The sequence below is a fragment of the Sulfuricaulis sp. genome, assembly GCF_040901545.1.
Classification (GTDB): Bacteria; Pseudomonadota; Gammaproteobacteria; order Acidiferrobacterales; family Sulfurifustaceae; genus Sulfuricaulis.
In genome coordinates this window covers 153,227-171,870 of the sequence record NZ_JBBDYL010000024.1, presented here as the reverse complement: position 1 = coordinate 171,870, position 18,644 = coordinate 153,227, and the positions used below count along the sequence as shown (strand labels likewise).

Annotated in this window: 16 protein-coding genes; 8 read left to right on the top strand and 8 right to left on the bottom strand. The window is 57.4% G+C overall.

The annotated features are described in order from the left end of the window. The first annotated feature begins 337 nt into the window (after positions 1-337). From WD823_RS04610 to WD823_RS04595, 4 genes are all read left to right on the top strand, one after another. Positions 338-670 (top strand): DUF4258 domain-containing protein, encoded by a 333-nt coding sequence (locus WD823_RS04610; RefSeq protein ID WP_368428310.1) that lies wholly within the window; start codon positions 338-340, stop codon positions 668-670. After that, complete coding sequence (locus WD823_RS04605) at positions 663-890, top strand: hypothetical protein (RefSeq protein ID WP_368428309.1); 228 nt, start codon at positions 663-665, stop codon at positions 888-890. The genes WD823_RS04610 and WD823_RS04605 overlap by 8 nt, the downstream gene beginning before the upstream one ends. 278 nt (positions 891-1,168) lie before the next feature. Continuing rightward, positions 1,169-1,828, top strand: coding sequence for an AbiV family abortive infection protein (locus WD823_RS04600; protein ID WP_368428308.1), 660 nt, complete (start codon positions 1,169-1,171; stop codon positions 1,826-1,828). A gap of 204 nt (positions 1,829-2,032) precedes the next feature. After that, positions 2,033-2,503 (top strand): hypothetical protein, encoded by a 471-nt coding sequence (locus tag WD823_RS04595; RefSeq protein WP_368428307.1) that lies wholly within the window; start codon positions 2,033-2,035, stop codon positions 2,501-2,503. Positions 2,504-3,134: 631 nt separating this feature from the next. Here the strand turns inward: WD823_RS04595 and WD823_RS04590 are convergent. From WD823_RS04590 to WD823_RS04575, 4 genes are all read right to left on the bottom strand, one after another. Further along, complete coding sequence (locus tag WD823_RS04590) at positions 3,135-3,584, bottom strand: glycine zipper 2TM domain-containing protein (RefSeq protein ID WP_368428306.1); 450 nt, start codon at positions 3,582-3,584, stop codon at positions 3,135-3,137. A gap of 82 nt (positions 3,585-3,666) precedes the next feature. Then, on the bottom strand, positions 3,667-7,245 hold the full coding sequence (locus tag WD823_RS04585; RefSeq protein WP_368428305.1) for a pyridine nucleotide-disulfide oxidoreductase: 3,579 nt from the start codon (positions 7,243-7,245) through the stop codon (positions 3,667-3,669). 336 nt (positions 7,246-7,581) lie between these two features. Continuing rightward, positions 7,582-8,055: a cyclic pyranopterin monophosphate synthase MoaC gene (moaC, locus tag WD823_RS04580; RefSeq protein WP_368428304.1), complete on the bottom strand. Its 474-nt coding sequence runs from the start codon at positions 8,053-8,055 to the stop codon at positions 7,582-7,584. Positions 8,056-8,175: 120 nt separating this feature from the next. Then, a complete protein-coding gene (locus WD823_RS04575) occupies positions 8,176-8,874 on the bottom strand; it encodes a Crp/Fnr family transcriptional regulator (protein WP_368428303.1) in 699 nt (232 codons plus the stop codon). Positions 8,875-9,029: 155 nt separating this feature from the next. On the opposite strand from WD823_RS04575, the gene WD823_RS04570 reads away from it, so the two are divergent. The 3 genes from WD823_RS04570 to WD823_RS04560 all read left to right on the top strand — a co-directional run bounded on the left by WD823_RS04570 (position 9,030) and on the right by WD823_RS04560 (position 10,662). Continuing rightward, positions 9,030-9,293 (top strand): thioredoxin family protein, encoded by a 264-nt coding sequence (locus tag WD823_RS04570; RefSeq protein WP_368428302.1) that lies wholly within the window; start codon positions 9,030-9,032, stop codon positions 9,291-9,293. 319 nt (positions 9,294-9,612) lie between these two features. After that, positions 9,613-10,011, top strand: coding sequence for a TraR/DksA family transcriptional regulator (locus WD823_RS04565; protein ID WP_368428301.1), 399 nt, complete (start codon positions 9,613-9,615; stop codon positions 10,009-10,011). A 33-nt stretch (positions 10,012-10,044) separates the two neighbouring features. Then, complete coding sequence (locus WD823_RS04560; protein WP_368428300.1) at positions 10,045-10,662, top strand: hemolysin III family protein; 618 nt, start codon at positions 10,045-10,047, stop codon at positions 10,660-10,662. Between the two features lie 21 nt (positions 10,663-10,683). Here WD823_RS04560 and WD823_RS04555 read toward each other — a convergent pair whose 3' ends face one another. Both WD823_RS04555 and WD823_RS04550 read right to left on the bottom strand, forming a co-directional pair. Continuing rightward, positions 10,684-11,061 (bottom strand): SirB2 family protein, encoded by a 378-nt coding sequence (locus WD823_RS04555; protein ID WP_368428299.1) that lies wholly within the window; start codon positions 11,059-11,061, stop codon positions 10,684-10,686. Between the two features lie 16 nt (positions 11,062-11,077). Beyond that, positions 11,078-12,319 carry an NnrS family protein gene (locus WD823_RS04550; RefSeq protein ID WP_368428298.1) on the bottom strand — a complete coding sequence of 414 codons (1,242 nt, stop codon included), beginning with the start codon at positions 12,317-12,319 and terminating at the stop codon, positions 11,078-11,080. Between the two features lie 273 nt (positions 12,320-12,592). Here WD823_RS04550 and WD823_RS04545 point away from each other — a divergent pair, with 273 nt between their 5' ends. Then, positions 12,593-16,336, top strand: coding sequence for a PAS domain S-box protein (locus WD823_RS04545; protein ID WP_368428297.1), 3,744 nt, complete (start codon positions 12,593-12,595; stop codon positions 16,334-16,336). A gap of 22 nt (positions 16,337-16,358) precedes the next feature. On the opposite strand, the gene WD823_RS04540 is transcribed toward WD823_RS04545, so the two are convergent. After that, a complete protein-coding gene (locus WD823_RS04540; protein WP_368428296.1) occupies positions 16,359-17,393 on the bottom strand; it encodes a COX15/CtaA family protein in 1,035 nt (344 codons plus the stop codon). Further along, the gene (locus WD823_RS04535) at positions 17,390-18,511 is read right to left on the bottom strand and encodes a heme A synthase (RefSeq protein ID WP_368428295.1); all 1,122 of its coding nucleotides are present in this window, start codon (positions 18,509-18,511) and stop codon (positions 17,390-17,392) included. Before WD823_RS04535 ends, WD823_RS04540 begins: the two co-directional genes overlap by 4 nt. Positions 18,512-18,644: the final 133 nt, after the last annotated feature.

Genomic DNA, 18,644 nt, shown 5'->3' with positions numbered 1-18,644 from the left:
AGCAATACACCATGGCAACTCCAAAACATCGTGGGATAAACACAGTTGCTCACCCTCGGGCACAATCAAAAGTCTCGCGAATACCCCGATTCCGGCTGCGATGCTCGGCGCGTGCTACGGGGTTTGAGCAACACCCGGCCCTGCAAAGCCGGTATAAGTGTGCCTATCGGATGTTGCGGTATATCCCCTATAAGGAAATGCGCATATATCAAATTATTTCCCTTACATTTCAACCAACTCAATTCCAATATACCGGACAGTGCGGCAGAATATTGCCGCATGATCCGTATACTCAACTGTTATGCGTCAATAAACACAGCGCACGAGGCCCGATAATTTGAGCGAGACGCTGGCGGTTGTAAAGAAGCTCGTTGCTGCCGGAGACGTGCGGATATCCGAGCATGGTTACGATGAGATCGCGGCGGACGGGATATACGTTCGGGATATCCTGGCGGGTGTAAACAAGGCCGCCCTTGTTGAGGATTACCCCACATTTCCCAAGGGCCGCGCCGTGCTGGTGCTACAATTTGACAGAGACGCCAGGCCCATTCATGTTGTATGGGGAATTCCGAAAGGACTCACTTCCCCGGCGGTGGTTGTAACCGCCTATCGCCCCGAACCCAACCGCTGGGACAGCACCTTTACCAAGCGAAGAGGCAAAGATGAGTAAGCGCCATAGAGTCAAATATGTGCACGAAGGCAAGTACGTTGCCGAGGTGGATGTCGAGCTTCTTGAAGATGAAACAGAATGGTCGCCGTATTTGTCAGTAGCAGACGCGTACAAACTTGATGATGTGCGTGACGCACTAAGGCGTGGCGATATCGCCGCTGCCACCAAGCTCGCACGCGTATTTGCGCTCCAGCCAGTAGCGAATCGCGGTAACACATAACATGGCAGTGGTGCCGGACGCGCCGGAAGCGGCAGTGCATTTACAGGCGGCGGTACTCGGCGCGCGCTACGGGGTTTGAGCAACACCTGGCCCTGCCAAGCCGGTATGGTATTAAGTGTGCCTATCGGATGTTGCGGTATATCCCCTATAAGAAATTGCTTATATACCTGGAAAATCTCCTTACATTTCAAGAAACTTCTTCTCAATATACCGGACAGTGCGGCAGAATATTGCCGCATGATCCGTATACTCAACTGTTAGACCTTTACTGTTAACAGATGAGCCATGCCAACCTTCGCAAACTTGACCGGATGGGAGTGCTTTCGTTTCAAAATGCACTTCGACTGCATGAAGACGCGATTCTTCTGTTCAAAAACCAGTCTCATGCGTCTGCTTATGGCTTGTCTGTTCTGTCCCTGGAAGAACTCGGCAAGTATCTGGTGTTAGAAGACTTAGTTTGGCGAAGTCGAACAGAGGGAAGGTATCCGCCGGATCAGGAGGAAGCGATAGTCCGCTTAACATATGACCACCGATACAAGCAAAACAAGTTCGCGGTGTATGTCGAGCTACCGATGTTCGCAAGAAAGGCAATACAGCGAATTTTTGACGGCTCCGTAGAAAAAGCAAAACAGAATGCATTCTATGTGGGGCTACCGCGAAAGGGACGGAAAGTAGATCTGAAAGCGCGAATTGCTTCACCATTTAAGACAACGAAGAAACAGACAGAAACACAGATCACAGTCGTAAATGACTTCCTTTTAGTCTTGACCGCCGGTAGCGTGAAGGGGACCCACATTGTGGACATCGAAGAACTAGAAGGGTTGTTGACACACAGACTGATTGATCGTTTGCAAGGCCTGTGGCCAAAAATGGGTCGAGACGCACGCAGAGATTTTAGAAAAATTATGCGCTTCGCGGATAGAACGGAAGATGAATAACGGTCTAACTCGCAGCTGGAAACGGACGCGGCAAACAGCGCCGCGCCGCTCAGCCGCACGTTCGGCATCACAAGGTGAACATCGAGATCCATGAAGGAAATCAGACTGCTAAAGCACGCACGCATCGTTGTCGGGAGCAGCCCCGTAAGCCTTGACGAAGCAATCGCTACGCATAGGCAGGTGCTACGGAATTCGCAGGAAGTCATGAGTTCTGCCTTAACGGTCGAGAAGCATATGGAGCATGTGATCTCGTTCTTTTTATTTGGGCCTGATATCTCGAAACGAGAGTTCTTCGAGTCAGTAATTCTCACGTCTGATTGGTGCGGATTCTCTGCAAAACGAAAAGTAGTGATGTCGATCCTAAACGAATCAAAGATTCTCGAAGGCAAGGAGAGGGCGAACTTCGATCTTTCCATGTCAAAGATCATGAAGTATCGAAATGCCTTTGCGCACGGGGAAATCACACAGTCACAGGGCACTATATTCTTGAAGTACTTTGAAGGTCAGGCGCGTCAACAAGAATTAACTGATGACTACTGGATGCAGCTAGAAGCTGACTTCAAGGATGCCCATGAAAGAGCAGCCGGGCTACTAATCAAGCTGGGTGCGCTAAATGCGGCCGAACAAGGCGCTCCACCAGACTCCGGGGACGCTACGCACCCCCTCCGCGGGTGAGTGCTGTCGTTCTTATTCCTGTCGTCGCGAGTCGAGCACTGTCTTGCCGCTTTTATCCCCTCCGTAGCCGCCGTCGAGCATCGCAGGGAAAATCGGGAGCAGCGAGCCTCGTGTTTGAGCCCAAGGCGTGTTGTCGGCGCCTGGCGAGTTAGGCGAGCGCCGATTTTCCCGAGAAGCGCAAGGGGAAGTCGGCGGCTCCGGGGTGTCGTTCTCTTTGGCGACTTTTGACCCGCGCCATCCCTGGCGCGGGCCCTCTGGGCGAACTGAAGTTCGTCCAATTTTGCTCCCGGCAAAATTGTCTTTGGACAAGCAGAGACAAATTCGATGGGATCGAATTTGGACAGCCGAAGGCTGCCCGCAGGGCGAAGACCAGGGACGGTCTGAGTCCAAAGTCGCCTAGGGTGGTCGCTCCTGCGCATCCATGTGCTCGCGACATTCGCACATCCATGTGCATCACAGGGTAGCAGGAGCTACCCGCAATTATGTTTGAGTCGCGCGCAAAGCGCGCGAACCATTTAAAGCCTGGATGCCGGCTTCCGCCGGCATGACGACTACGTTACGCGGCCGCAGGCCGCACAAATAAAAAACCGCCCGAAAGGGCGGTTTTGTGTAAAGAAAACCTAAGAAAAATTCAATGCGTCACGCGCGTGACGCCACTCCCGGACAATATCCGCACGCGTTCACCGACCTTGAATAGTTCATCCGCCGCCTGAGTGACGGCGATCGTCCGGCCGCTGTCGAGCCGGACGGTGACTTCGATGCCCGGCTGGCGGGTGGTGCCTTCTTCCACCGCGGCGCCGGCGACGCCGCCGACGACGGCGCCCAGGACGCCACCTATGATCTGACCTTTGCCGCCGCCCACTTCGCTGCCGGCCACGCCGCCGACCACGGCTCCGGCGGTGCTGCCGATGCCGGTCTTGGTGCCTTCGATCTTGACTTCACGCACCGATTCCACCACGCCCATCTGTACCTCCTGAACCCCGCGCGTCTGACCGCGTTCGTAGTCGCCGCTGCCGAGACCGCCGGCACAGCCGGCAAGTAGAGCGGTGGCGGCAAGAATGATTACCGTGAAATTACGCATGCGATACTCCCTTTCGAAGGCCATGTGAGCGGAATACAACGTTAGAGGCGTAAACCGGTTGACAAGTTCCGGTCTTAGCCGGTCATACCCTTTCTATATTATGTCGTGTAAGCAGAAAATCCAGCCAGCGACTGGTCAGGTGTTCCTGCACCCGGTTCTGGGACAGGCGCTCGTCGAGATTGTCCAGGTCCACGATATCGAGGGGCTGATCCTGCCACGAGCAGCCGAATACGGCTTTGGTGCGGCGGCCCGTGTGCGGGTCAATCTGCCATTGCAGGCATTGCGAGCAAACGCCCTTCAGGCAGCATTGCATGGGGGTATTGATCGAGGCGACGGTCACCGGTTTTTTGATCAAGTAGGGCACCAGTTCCTGGCCGCGCGCGTCACGCACCAGGCGCACCAGACGATTGCCGCCGACGATGAGCAAACGCGTGACGTCTTCAAGCTTGATCGGATTCTCACCCAGCCGGCCCATGGCATAGCGCACCAGCGCATCGATCACGGGCGCCGTCACGGCGCGATCCTGGGGGCGACGCGGTTTGACCGGCGCGCCGCCGGCGGTGATCCATAATATCGCATCGGCCGCGGCCTCGATTTCATCCTGGGAAAATACTTCTTCGGCGGTCGTAAAACATCCCGCGAACAGCACCCGGTTGCCTTTGGCGCGCAGCGCCTTTCCGGTGGATTGCACGTGCGCCGCGCCATGACGGCCGCCCACGAATAAAACGGTTTCGCCGCCGTCCGGGATCGACGCCCGCACCCCCGTGGGGCCCATGAGCGCCACCGGTTCGCCCGGCTTGAGCAGCGCGATCAGGCGCGAACTCACGCCGTGTTCGATGACCATGAGCGTCACGATACCCTTGGCAGGGTCCACGCGCGCCCCGGTCATGGCGAGGGCCTCGGTTTGCAGGCGCGTTCCGTCCAACAGGGGGGAATGCGTTTCAAAATTCTGAATCCGGAAGAACTGGCCGGCCTTGAACCGCCTTGCCGCCATCGGGGCATACACGTTCAGCTCCACCACCGTGGGCGTGAGACGTTTGACCGATTCCACGCGCGCGTTCAGCACTTCATCCATGTGCGTACGGAATTCCCGGTATTCCTTGAGGTCGCCTTTCTGGTTCACTTTGGGACCGAGCGCCTCCATGATCCTGGGGTAGGTGCGCAGCGCGGAGGCGATGGCCTTGACCACGCTGCCATGGAACACCGGATGGGTGTCACCGAGAAAGCTCACGCGGTGCCCGTGGACTCCATATGAAGTGAACGGACCGAAGTCGTCCTGCTTGCAATGGGCCGCGACCGGAACCGGTTCCAGTTTGCCGTCCCGGTCGTGATGCGTTTGATAATGGCCGTGTTCCTTGTGGAAATGTCCCCGGTGCTCGAATTCGTAGGCTACGTTCGGGCGCGCGCCGGTGGCCACCAGGATCGAGCGCGCCGGGATTTCCACTTCCTCGCCGGTCGCGACCCATTTGCCGTCCGGCGTGGGAGCGAGGCGCCGGGTCATCAACGCCCGCACCTGGCCGTGTCGGTCGACCAACGCCTCTTTCGGATCGAGGCCCTCGGCGTAATAGATGCCTTCTTCCAGGGCCTTGATGATCTCCTCGTGGTTGCGCAGATACGCGGGCGACTGATTCATGCCCTTGCGGTAGGCGATCGTGACCCCGCCCCACCGGCGCATCAGCGGCACAAAATCCGGCGCGCTGTTGGCTTGTTGCGCGCGTTCGCGCTCCGCCCGCACGGCGCGTCCGTGTGCCAGAAATTCATCGAGAATTTCCTGCGAGCCTGGGTCGAGCCCAGCGCGCACCGCCGCATCGCCGTGCTGTTCGGCGATCGCCTCGTAGCGCCCAAGCATTTTTTCCACCTGCAGGATGTAGTAAGCCTGGATTTCGGTCGCGGTGTCCACGCCCGTGAGACCGCCGCCGATCACCACCGCCGGCAGGCGCACCTGCAGGTTGGCCAGGCTGGAATGCTTGGCGGCCCCCGTCAATTGCAGCGCCATGAGAAAATCATTCGCCTGGCGCATGCCGGGGGCGAGACTTCCCGGAACGGGCAACGCCTGGGGCAGCCCCGCCCCGATGCAGATGGCAACGTGATCGAAGCCCAGTCCCCAGGCATCCTCGACGTTCAACGTGCCGCCGAAGCGGATGCCGCCGAATACCTGGAAAAACTGCCGGCGCAGCAGCGAGAGATAAATGAGCTTAAGAAAATTCTTGTCCCACCGGTTGGTGATGCCGTATTCGGCCACGCCGCCAAAACCCGTCATGGTCCGGGTATCGAGCGATTCGATCAGATCGCTGTAATCGCGGATCGGTTCCCGCGCGAGTTTCTCCGACAGCGGTTCGATTTTCAAACCATCGGCGCCGACCACGGCGCAGCCCTCCATCAACATGTGATGCGCCAGCGTGAAGCCCGCGGGACCCATGCCGAACACCAGGATTTTCAGGCCGTTATACGGTTTGGGCTGCCACTGACGCGGCCGCAGCGGGTTCCAGCGAATCAGCAAATCGTAGATTTCGACGCCCCAGGGAAGATCGAGCACGTCGGTCAGGATGCGCGTTTCCGTTTGCGGGATGTTAACCGGGTCCTGTTTCTGGTAAATGCAGGCCTTCATGCAATCGTTGCAGATACGGTGACCGGTGGCGGCGCACATCGGATTATCCACCGTGATCATCGCCAGCGCGCCGATGGCGTGGCCCGATTTCTTGAGGGCGTGCATCTCGGAGATCTTTTCATCCAGCGGACAGCCGGTAAGCGTATCGCCGAGGGGATTGACCTTCAGTCCCTTTTCCGGAACTCCTTTTTTCTCCGGGAAACCCTTGGAGCAGAAATCTCCGTCGTGGTCGTGACAGTAAATGCAGTAGTGGATCTCGCTCTGGATTTCGCGCGCGTGCATGCGCGGATCGGTGAGCCTGAACCCGTCGCGCGCCCGCAGACGCTCCGGTGGCCCGGCCAAGCGTCCCAGATCGTCATTGAGAGGAATGATCGGCACCAGTTTCTGATGATCGATGCCTTCCGGGAGCCGGAAGCTAACCCAGCCTTTGACCGCGGTCTTGCCCTCGGGCGCGGTCAGCGCGCGAATGCACCAACGCGTGAGTTTTTCGATCCGCTCGGCGGTCGCCCCCGACATCCTGTCTCCCGCGACACTTGTACTTCCCTGTACATCGTTGGCCTTATCGTCTTTGAGTAATTGCTCGCCGTATCGGGAAACAGCCAGCTCGCGGTCAGTGGTATCGAGCCCCGCCTGTAGGAGGGCTTGTGTCAGCCAGCGGTCCAGTTCGGCAAATTCCTCGATTTCCTCTTTTTTCGCCAGCCGCCGGCGCGCGCGCCGCTGCACGAAGAATTTCTTGAATTCGAATATCGGATCGTGGGACCGCGTCCGGCGGGATAGTTCTTCCAATTCCTTTTCAATGCCGAACAGACCGGCGATGAATTTCTCCAGCACCGGACCGCAGGCGAGCAGCAATTCGCTGACCTGTAACGGGGTAAGTTTCGCTTCGCCGGTTCGCCAGGCCAGCAGGGTGGCCTGCGCCTTGGCATCCCGGTCGCGAAGGTGTTCCAGGAACAGCGCGTCGATTTTGTGCAGCCCTTCGAGAGCAAACAGTTCGGCGAAGGTCAGTCCGTAGTTGAGCACCAGAATCGGTGACGACGGTTGGGGTAGGGACATTAAAAAACCCGGTATCTGAGTATTAATAAACTATTGAAAACTGAGCGCGGTTAATTTTTCTCGGGCGGTTTCCCGGCGAGGGGTATTGTATGTTCTGGCGCGCTGGAATGCATGGTCAAAATCGGCCAATGACCACAAAAGCACAGGTTGAATTCACCGCCGGAAACAGCATCGGAACGCGCTTCGCCAAGCCCTGGTTTGGAAAATGGATTCAGTGATCCAGCATCCCGATCCCGCAGCTCGGCTTTTTCTGCTTTTTCTTCCCGAGATTAAATCCCCGCGACCGGGAGGTTATCCGCCGCCCTCGGTTTGATGCCGCTGGCGCGACCGGCGATATCAGCGGCGCCAGTCGCCGGATTTCCCGCCGGATTTGGACACCAGACCGATGTCAGAAATGACCATCCCGCGATCCACGGCCTTGCACATGTCATATATGGTCAGGAGCGCCAGCTCCACGGCCATCAGCGCCTCCATTTCAACCCCCGTCTGGGCTTGGGTGCGCGCAACCGCGCGGCAACGGACCGCGGAGCGCGCTTCATCCGGCGTCAGCTCGATATCAATGGCACTGAGAGCAATGGCGTGGCACAGCGGAATCAGATCCGCGGTCTTTTTGGCCGCCAGAATGCCCGCGACCCGGGCCACCGCCAGCACATCGCCTTTTTTATGCCCGCCCTCGATGATCAGTTTGAGCGTCTGCGGCTGCATGCGGATTAATCCCTCGGCGCAGGCCTCCCGTGCGGTGACGTCTTTCCCGCCGACATCCACCATGCGGGCAGCTCCGGATTCGGTGAGATGGGTGAGCTTGCTCATGCTGTCATCGACTCCGGTTGACGAGACCGCGCGCGTCGGGCGGATCCGGCACGGCGTTGCCAGGGGAAACGGCCAAATCGGTATTGTCAGATTCCATTATTTATGCGCGCATTCTATCAATTACGGAGGCAAGTGCACCATGTCGCGCAATGCCTGCACATCACGCACGGTAATATGGTTGCCGTGCACCTCGATCAGTCCTGCTTGCCGCAGCTTGGCCAGGATACGCGAAAGCGTTTCGGGCTGAATGGCGAGTCGCGAGGCAATCACGGCCTTGGGCGTGGTGAGCTGCACCTCCGGGGAAGTCTTGACGTTACGCGGGATCAGTTCGAGCAGGTACGCGACCAGACGGTAAGTGGCGTTCTGCAAGGTGAGGCTTTCGATCTGGTTAACCAGCATGTGCAGTCGCCGGCTCATGGAGGCGAGCAGTCCGAAGCTGGCATCGCTCGACTCGCGCAGCAGGTTCAGAAAGGTCTTTTGTTCAAAAGCGAAGATGCGCGATTCGCCCACCGATTCCGCGTTGACGGGGTAATGCCCCTTCGTCCCCATGAACATGACCGCCTCCGCGAAAGTCTCGCCCGGCCGCATGACTTCGATGATTTTTTCGTCCCCCTCGGGTGACAGCCGGAACAGCTTCACCAAACCCTCGCGCAGGAAGAAGAAACGTTCCGCGGGCTGGCCCTGGTGGAACAGCGTATTACCGGACTCAAGGCGAATTTCCTGCATGTGGTCGATAAGCGTCCGCAGGTGCGGCTCGGACAATTCGGCAAACAGGTAGGCGCGGCGCAATTCGCTCGCCGCATCCGGGGATCGGTTCATCCGCGTAATGATAACCTCGAAGCAGACCACTTGACCAAGGTCAATGCCATTCCCGGTATGCCGGGCCAGAGTGACGCCAAATCCGGCAATGGATTATCGATATATTTCAGTGGCCGGTCAGCGCCGGTCCTTCCGGACGAGATAGAGGTATAAGCGTGAAAATCCAGTTAGTGGTGTCCGAAGCGTGCGTACCGTGCGATCAGGCCGAGGCCATCTGGCGCGAAGTCGCCGCCGATCTTGATCTGGATTTTTCAGTCGTGGATCTGGCCGCCCCCGAGGGACAACGGCTTGCCGCCCGCCTGGAAATCAACACCATCCCGGCGCTGGTTATGGACGGCACGTTGGTGGCGATCGGCGTACAAAGCCCGCTCGAGGCACGCGCGCTCGTGGCGCGTCCGCCGTCGCCAATACGTCCTTGAACCGGAAGAAATAGTTTCTCAGCCAAGGCGCACACAGGTCTTGCAGCAAAGATAATGGAGTAGATCGCTGTTCTCTCTGGATACCGCGTTTTCTCAGTCTATTCTCCGGCCGAATTATACGTTACCGTTTCACATAATCGCACGTGAATTCTGCGTTATTACAGGGAGATAGGCGGGTAGGTGTGGTAACGCGATCGTCTCGACATCCGCGGGATGCAATACAAGCCTGTCAGGGATCGTAATTGCAGGAAGGCAAGGGATATACTACGGCAAGCCGTTAACGCGACAGCCTTGTTCCATCTCGTACAGGGGTATTACCATGCCGGCGATTCCTGAAAAACAACTGCAGCATTTCCTCGAGCGTCTGAAGAAACGCCGCGAGGAACTGCGCGACATCATCCACGCGGAACTGGCCATATCCAAGCAGGAGGATTTTACCGAACTCGCCGGCATGGTGCATGACGCCGGTGACGAATCCTTCGCTGAGCTGCTGCGCGGAATCAACCTCACGACGCGCGCGCGGGAACTTGACGAGCTGCGGGATGTTGAGGCCGCGCTGGAGCGTATCAAAAACGGGACTTACAGTACCTGTGTCGAATGCGGCGAGGAAATCACCTCCGAACGCCTGGACGCCTATCCCACGGCGAAACGTTGTATCACCTGCCAAAGCCGGCGTGAGAACCGCCGTGGCGGGCGCGACGCCACGCCCAGCCTGTAGCGGTCCGGCTTATTTTATAAGCCGTTCACAGTAATGTACCCCGGCGAGCGGTTTAACAGCATCAGCCATCTCATTGGCGCCGTCATGGCGTTGAGCGGCGCGACGGTTCTCGTCGTCGTGGCGTCGCGTCTGGGGGATCCATGGAAGATCGTGAGTTTCACTCTCTATGGTGTCAGCCTGGTTACGCTCTACACGTTTTCCACGCTTTATCACAGCCTGCGTCACCGCGCCAAGGCCGTGTTTCGCCGGCTGGATCATTTGGCCATTTATCTGTTGATTGCCGGAACGTATACGCCCTTTGCTCTGGTGACGTTACGTGGGGGTTGGGGCTGGTCACTATTGGGAGTGATATGGGGACTCGCGGCTATCGGAATGGCGCTGGAATTTTTGCCGCGTCACGGGACACGGATCCTTCCAGTCGTGATTTACCTGGCCATGGGCTGGCTGGCGCTGATCGCTTCGGGCCCGCTATGGCGGTCAATGCCTTGGGAAGGCTTTTCTTTATTGCTGGGGGGCGGCGCACTCTATTCCTTCGGTGTTGCTTTTTACGTCCGCGGTGCAACCCGGCGCTGGGCGCATGGCATCTGGCATCTGTTCGTATTGGCCGGCAGCGTCAGCCATTTTCTTGCCATTTATTTTTACGTGGCCTGAGGAATTAAAATAAAGGAGTCGTTAACCGGCAAAGGGCAACACCTGCCGGGTCAGGGCCACCAATACGATATAGCCAAAAATAATCAATGCGCCGACCCAAGCCGTCACGCGGATGTTTTTGGTTCTTCCGTATTTAAGCCCGATGGCCCCAATCACGATATAGGCCACGAGCGCCACCACCTTGGCCGCGAGCCAGCCGTGAGCCAGTGGGTTCAAGCGGAGTTGCATCACAAGCAGAACGGCCGATGCGAGCAGGGTTGTGTCAACGATATGCGGTGACACCTTTACCCACGGTTTCAGCAATAACGGCGAATCGTACATCATCCACAACCCCCGCACGAAATAACCGGTACCGGACAGGATCACGCAGGCCACATGCGCGTATTTAATCCATAACATGGTTTTACGCCCGTGATTATCCGGGTTTCCTGTCCAAGCGCGGACGCAGATAAATCGGCGCATATTGCCAGCCCCACACCAGGAAGGCCACCAGCCAGATTGTCGCGGCCAGTATGTTTAGCGCGCTGCCGACAATACCCGGAATATATTCCGCCGCGAGGCGCATGACGGCGGCGATATTTACACCCAGGAGCACGCCCCAAGTTAAGTCGTTGGCCTCGAGTGTATGCCCGGAATGTCCGAGCGTGACGCGCGAGGCCATCGCCACCACCATGCCGGTGAAAAAGCCGATGCCCAGCGCGTGCAGCGGAACGCGTCCGAAGTAATCGACACCGGTAACGAGCAGGGCGATGCTTTGCACGGCGTAGAGCGTCATGCCGAGACCGAGCCACAGAAAGGCGATATGCAGCATGGCCAGCAGGCGCGCGTGGAAGCTGCGGCGGAACTGCCAGATCCAGAAGTGATGCAGCGCGGCAATCGCGAGCGGGGCATCCGCGAGAAAGCGCCACGCCGCCAGATTGTTGAGTTCGAACAACACGTGACCCACGACGCAAACGACCAACACCGGCGGACCCCAGGTGGGACGCACCATGATGTAGTGAATGAGCGCGCTCTGACTGAAAAACGGAATCATCCGATGCGCCACGAGGAATACCACCGGGACCAGAAACAGCCACAAACCGGTCTCGCGCGCGAGCAAATATGCCCACGGCGCTGGATGGAGTACGCCCACCAGAAAACAGGCGATGCCGATAAAGCCGGCGGTAAGCGCGATATTCAGCAGGCGTTCATGCAACCCGGGATTGGGGGCCTTCCGGTAGACCGCCAACAGCGAATGCAGCGCCACTCCCCAACCGGTCAGGAGCAGTGTCAGTGCCGCCGCCACGGCGACCCGGGAGGTGAACAGTCCGGCGTAAAACACAATCACTCCGGCGACGAGGAGAACAAAAACGGCGCTATAGCGCGCGGCCGGTACGATCGGACCGCGCAACCAGCGCGGGTATACGGTAAACAGGAATCCAAAAATAAAAAACGGAAAAAGTCCGTACAGCATAAGAAAGACATGCGCCCAGACGGGAGGTATCACGGAAAGCGGGATGGACCACCATCCCGAGCGCCCAAGCAATTCCGCAAGCCAGAACAACATGATCAGCACGGTCTGGACCGCGCCGGTGAAAAACATCATGCGATGCGGGGCCGAGGTGAAGATTCGCCAGCGGCCTCGTTTCGCGGTCGGGAGTGTGATCGTCGCGGGCATGACTAGTATAGATATCAAGCACCAAGCCTTTTATCAGTCTTTGGGTCCGAAGAGCATTGATAAGAGTCAAGGAATTGCCTAATCAATGACCGCCAGGGATATGTCATAGAGGGTTGTTCTTTTGGTCTATATTTTAACAAAGCGTCTCGGCAAATTTAAACCCTCAAGGGGATAAAGACCATGGATCAGCTTCAGTTTGACCTGTAGGGCGACAAGCTAAAAAACTGCATCATGGTGCATGACCCATTACCAGTGGCGTAGGAAGCGAGGCGCATGGCGACTAAACCCGTGATCAAATCAAAACGCACCCGGCATCGGCGTTTGTTGGCTAGCGAAGGCATGCCCGCCACCAATATTCTGCGCAGTATCGCCATGGGAGCGTCGATTTCCTTTGGGGGAAACTTTTTCCGCTCCTTGGTGCAGTATCTCACCAAAATCCTGGGCGTGGATTACGCGCTTGTCGGCGAGCTGGCGCACGATAATAACGAGGTTGTTAATGTCATCAGCGCTCATTTCACCGGCCGGTTTATCGATAACTTCAGCTATCTGCTTCACAACTCGCCTTGCAAGAATGTGGTAAACCAGGATATCTGCATTTATCCTCGCGGCGTACAGAAATTATTTCCGAAAGATACCGATCTTGCCGCACTCAAAGCGGAGTGTTATGCCGGCGTCCCCTTGTTCGGATCGGCCGGTCAACCGCTGGGCCTGCTGGTGGTTATGGATCGCAAACCGCTGCGTAATGCCGAAGAGGTGGAATTAGTGCTGCAGATTCTCGCGGCTCGTGCCTCAGCTGAGATCGAGCGCCGGCACGTCAATGAGGAACTGGCGGAAAGCCACCGGGTCCTGGTGACGCTGATGGGGAATCTTCCCGGGATGGTTTACCGCTGTCGCAACGACAAGGACTGGACACTGGAGTTTGCGAGCGACGGCTGTCTGGAGTTAACCGGTTACTTGCCCGAGGATTTCATCGGTACGCGCCGGATTTCCTACGGGCAACTGATCCACGCCGGGGATCAGGAGCTCGTTTGGAACCAAGTGCAGGCCGGAGTGCGCGAGCAACGCCCGTTTCAACTGACCTATCGCATCACAACAGCAAAGGGCGAGCAGAAATGGGTCTGGGAACAGGGCCGCGGGATCTTCTCCCCGGCCGGTGAACTATTGGCGCTCGAAGGCTTCATCATCGACATCAGCGAGCGTATCCGCGCGGAGCAAGCCGTGCGCGAGAACAACACGCTGCTCGAGAACGTATTCTCGCACCCACACATGATGATCGCCTACCTCGACCCGCAGTTCAATTTCATCCGCGTCAATCAGGCCTACGCCGCCGCCGAGGGACACAGCCCGGACTTCTTCGCCGGCAAGAATCACTTCGATCTGTTTCCGAACGCTGAAAATCAGGCGATCTTCCGCCGGGTCGTGGAAACCGGCGAGCCGTTCGTCACTTACGCCCGGCCCTTCGAGTACACCGAGCAGACCGAGCACCCCGAGCGCGGCGTAACCTACTGGGACTGGAGCCTCACGCCGATCAAGGGGGATGGGCGTGTGCTCGGCTTGGTGCTGCTGCTGGTGAACGTCACCGATCGTTTCAAGGTCGAGGCTGAAATGCGTAAGCTGTCCAGGACTGTGCAGCAAACGGCCGATATCATCCTCATTACCGATCGCGAGGGCATGATCGAGTATGTCAACCCGGCGTTTGAGGACGCCACCGGTTACGCCCGGAGCGAGGCCATCGGAAAAAAACCCAGCCTCGTCAAATCCGGCGCGCACCCACCTGAATTTTACCGGAAGTTGTGGAATACGATCCTCGGCGGCGAGATTTATCGCGCTGTCCTGGTTAACCGCAAAAAGGACGGCTCGCTCTACTACGAAGACATATGCATCACGCCGCTAAAGGACGATGCCGGGCGGACCACTCATTTCATTTCCACCGGAAAGGACATCACCGAGCGCAAGCAAGCCGAGGAAGCGCTGCAAGAGAGCGAAACACGTTTCCGCCGGTTTTCGGAGATCGCGCTCGAGGGCATTGCCATGCTTGAAAATGGCAAGATTTTTGACGCCAACCCGCGGTTCGCGGAAATGTTTGGCTATGAATTATCGGAAATCGTCGGTAAAACCGCGCTTGAACTGACGGCGCCGGAATCACGCGCTATCGTGGACCGCCATATTGGCACGTCGGATGAGACCCCCTATGAGGCCATGGGGCTGCACAAGGACGGAACGGCCTTTCCCGTAGAAATTTTCGCCAGGATGGTTCCTTACCAGGGGCGCATCGTCAGGGTATCGCTGTTACGCGACATCACCGAGCGCAAGCAGGCCGAGGATGCGTTGCGGGAGAGCGAAAGGAAATTCCGAACCCTGTTCGAATCCGCCAAGGACGCCATTTTCCTTTATAAGAACGATCGATTCGTAGATTGCAATGCGCGCACGCTGGAAATGTTCGGCTGCCAACGGCAGGAGATCATCGGCCATACACCCGTTGAATTTTCACCGAAGTATCAGGCCGATGGTCGTCTTTCCGCGGAAAAGGCACATGAGAAAATTAATGCGGCTTTCAAGGGCGACCCCCAGTTTTTCGAGTGGAGGCATGCCCGTCTGGACGGCACGCCGTTCGACACGGAAGTGAGCTTGAATGTCATTAAGTTCGGCGGTGAACGCTACCTCCAGGCGATTGTCCGCGACGTCACCGAGCGCATGCAGGCGCAGCAACGCCTGCAATTTTTGGCGCATCACGATGCGTTGACGAGTCTGCCGAATCGCGCGCTGTTTATCGAGCGCTTGAATCATGCGCTCACGCGCGCGCATTGGACGAAAAGATCGCTGGCCGTGCTGTTCCTCGACATGGACCGGTTCAAAAATATCAACGACACTCTGGGGCATAATATCGGCGACAGTGCGCTGAATGTGATCGCACAGCGGCTGCTCAGTTGCGTGCGCGAGGGAGACACCGTGGCGCGTCTGGGCGGCGATGAATTTACGGTGCTCCTGGAGGACATAGCCACCGCGGATGACGTTCCGGCCGTTGCGGAAAAAATCCTCGACGTCCTTTCCCGGCCGTTCGTGGCGGAGGGGCGGGAGTTTGTCATCACCGCCAGTGTTGGAATCAGCCTGTATCCCAACGACGGGGAAGATTCCGTAAGGTTGCTGCGCCATGCGGATACCGCGATGTACCGCGCGAAGGAACAGGGACGCAACAAGTATCAATTCTATTCCGCCGAAATGGGCGCCAAGGCGCTTGAAAAATTTACGCTGGAGACGAACCTGCGGCATGCGCTGGAGCACGGAGAATTTATGCTTCACTACCAGCCACAAGTGAGTCTTTCGACGGGCCGTGTCATGGGAGTCGAGGCCCTGTTGCGCTGGCGGCATCCGAAGCTGGGGATGGTTTTTCCTTCGCAGTTTCTCGCCGTGGCCGAAGAAACCGGCCTGATGAAATCCATTGACGAGTGGGTGCTTCGGACAGCCTGCACCCAGGCGCAGGTCTGGCAGTCAGTCGGGCACTCACCCTTAACCATCATCGTGAATTTATCCGGCCGGACCTTCAGTGAACCCAGGCTGGTGGAGATGGTTGCGCGTACCTTGGAAACCACTGGACTGGCGCCGGGGCTACTTGAGTTGGAAATCACCGAGAATGTGGTCATGCAAAACGCACCGGCGACGGTGGAAACGCTCGAAGCCTTGAGCCGGATGGGGGTCAAGCTGGCCATTGACGATTTCGGCACCGGCTACTCCTCGCTCAGCTACCTCAAGCGTTTCCCGCTTGACACCCTTAAAATCGACAAATCTTTCGTCAATGACATCACTACGGATGAAGACGATGCTGCCATCGTCACTGCCATCATCGCCATGGGGAAAAGTCTTCAGTTGCGGGTGATCGCCGAGGGCGTGGAAACAAAAGGCCAGCTGACCTTTCTGCGCAAACACGAGTGTGACGGCATGCAGGGTTATCTTTTCAACCGGCCGGTGGCGGCCGACGAAACAACCTTAATACTCAAATCCGGTAAAAAATTGTTCTAGACAAACCTCGCTTCTCGCTGCCTCAAGCACGAGTCCGCAGCAGGTGCAGGGACAGCAGCGCAAGACTGAATAAAACCAGCGCGCCGGCCTGATGCGCAGCGGCGAGCGGAATCGGAACCAAGTTGAGCAAGGTGGTTATTCCAAGCGCCACCTGGATAGCCAAACCGGCGAGCAGCCCGTGCAAGGTCAATCGAACCGCCGTCGGCAGCGCCTGACGCATCGCCATCCACCAGAACACGGGGATGACGAGGCACAACCCGTAAGCCAACAATCGGTGAGTAAACTGCACGGTGGCGATATTTTCGAATAAATTGATCCAGACCGGACGCAACGAGAACAGACCCTCGGGGATAAACCCCCCATTCATCAATGGGAACGTATTGAAGGCGAAGCCCGCCTTGCTGCCGGCGACGAATCCACCGGAAAGTATCATGAGAAAAATCACCGCGGTGACGAAAATACCAAAGCGCTGTAAACCGCCGGAAGGCGTCGTGGATTTCCTCGGATGCAGCAGTTGCAGCGCGATCCATAAAATATAGCCGTAAATAATCACCGCCAGCGCGAGATGCGCCGTCAGACGGTAGGGGCTGACACGCGGAATATCCACCAGACCGCTTTTGACCATGTACCAGCCCAGTGCGCCCTGCAATCCGCCAAGCACGAACATCGTGACTAGTTTTGGCGTCAACGCATGCGCGATGCGTCGTCGAATCAGGAAATAAAGGAATGGAACAAGGAACACCACGCCGATGAGCCGGCCGAGCAGGCGATGTCCCCACTCCATGAAATAAATGCCCTTGAATTCCGCCAGCGACATCCCGAAATTGACCTTCCGGTATTCCGGGGTTTGTTTGTATTTATCGAAGGCGGAATCCCACTGGGCTTGAGTGAAAGGCGGGACAACCCCCAGGATCGGATCCCACTCGACAATGGAAAGGCCGGAACGCGTCAGGCGCGTGACGCCACCCAGCACCACCATCAGAAATATGAGCGCGCAGCAGATCAACAGCCAGGCGGCGACCGTTTTGTCTTGAGGCAAGTTTGCAGCCTTCTTCATTTGCCGGTCGGAGCGAGATGGTGAAAGAGGTTGACCGCGCTCAACAATAACAAGGCCGCGATCGCATTGTGGGCCGTAACCGCGATAATGGGCAGGTTCATGGCGATGGTTGTCACGCCCAGCAGCGGTTGCAGCAGGACCAATACGAATAACGTGACCGCTGTTCGGCGCATGAGCCGATCCCCGCGGGCGGCGCGCCAGCACAACCATACTATATAAATCAATACCACCAGTGCGCCCCCCCGGTGAAACATGTGGATGACTTTTTCAGCAGTTCCAGTAACTACCTTGCCGTTCGGCATCACAGCAAGTGTACGGGTCAGGTCAAAACTTTCGCGCAAGGAAACCGCTGTCCACGGTTCACCGCCGCAACCGGGAATATCGGTGCAAGCGGTGGCGGCGAAATTGGCGCTTACCCATGCACCCAGGCTTATCTGAATAAATATGATGACGATCCCGATCAGCGCCCCGAGTCGCAACCCGCGCGGATGAGCTTTATTGACCATAACGGGCGACGCCGATCGTTGGCGCAACCACCAGAGCAGCGCCAACATCGCCATTCCTCCCGCCAGATTGCAGAGCGTAACCCATGGCAGCAGCGGTGAGGGTGTTTTATATCCGAGGAGGGATAACAGAATCGTCAGTACCAGGATCATGATCGGCAATAACACCGGTTGTTCGGGATGCTTGCGCCGTTGGATCGACATCAACGTGATACCTATTACCGCAATACCCAGAGCCGAGGCCGTCAGGCGGTGTACCACGGTGGCCCATGCCGGGACGAGGTGCATGGCGGCGAGCGAGCCGGAACCCCCGGCTTTGGTTTTGATCACTGCATAACATTCCGGCCAATCCATGCAGCCCAGACCGCTCCCCGCGAGACGCAGATACGCGCTCAGGATTACCACCATGAACACCAGCGCCAGGGCGAGATGAATCAGCAGGGGATATAGCCCGCCGGTCCGCGCCAGGGGCGAATGGGTATTCGGCGAGATAAGGGTCATGGCGTTCGCAAAGAATAGGTAAGTGGGGGCACGGTGACAAGCCTTGGCTTGATTCGTTCTGCCGAAACCCGGCGGGATTGTGCGATCGATCGTCGTGGCAGTTGGGTTATTCACGCTCCAAGCCTGATGATGATGGGAAAGGAAGGTTGGTGCATGGGCAAAACAATTTTGTCGTGAATTGACCTAAGTCAAGTCTCGCCGCGCCTAAATGGGTTTTAAATTCGCATCAGTTTCCGAAGTTCCGGCG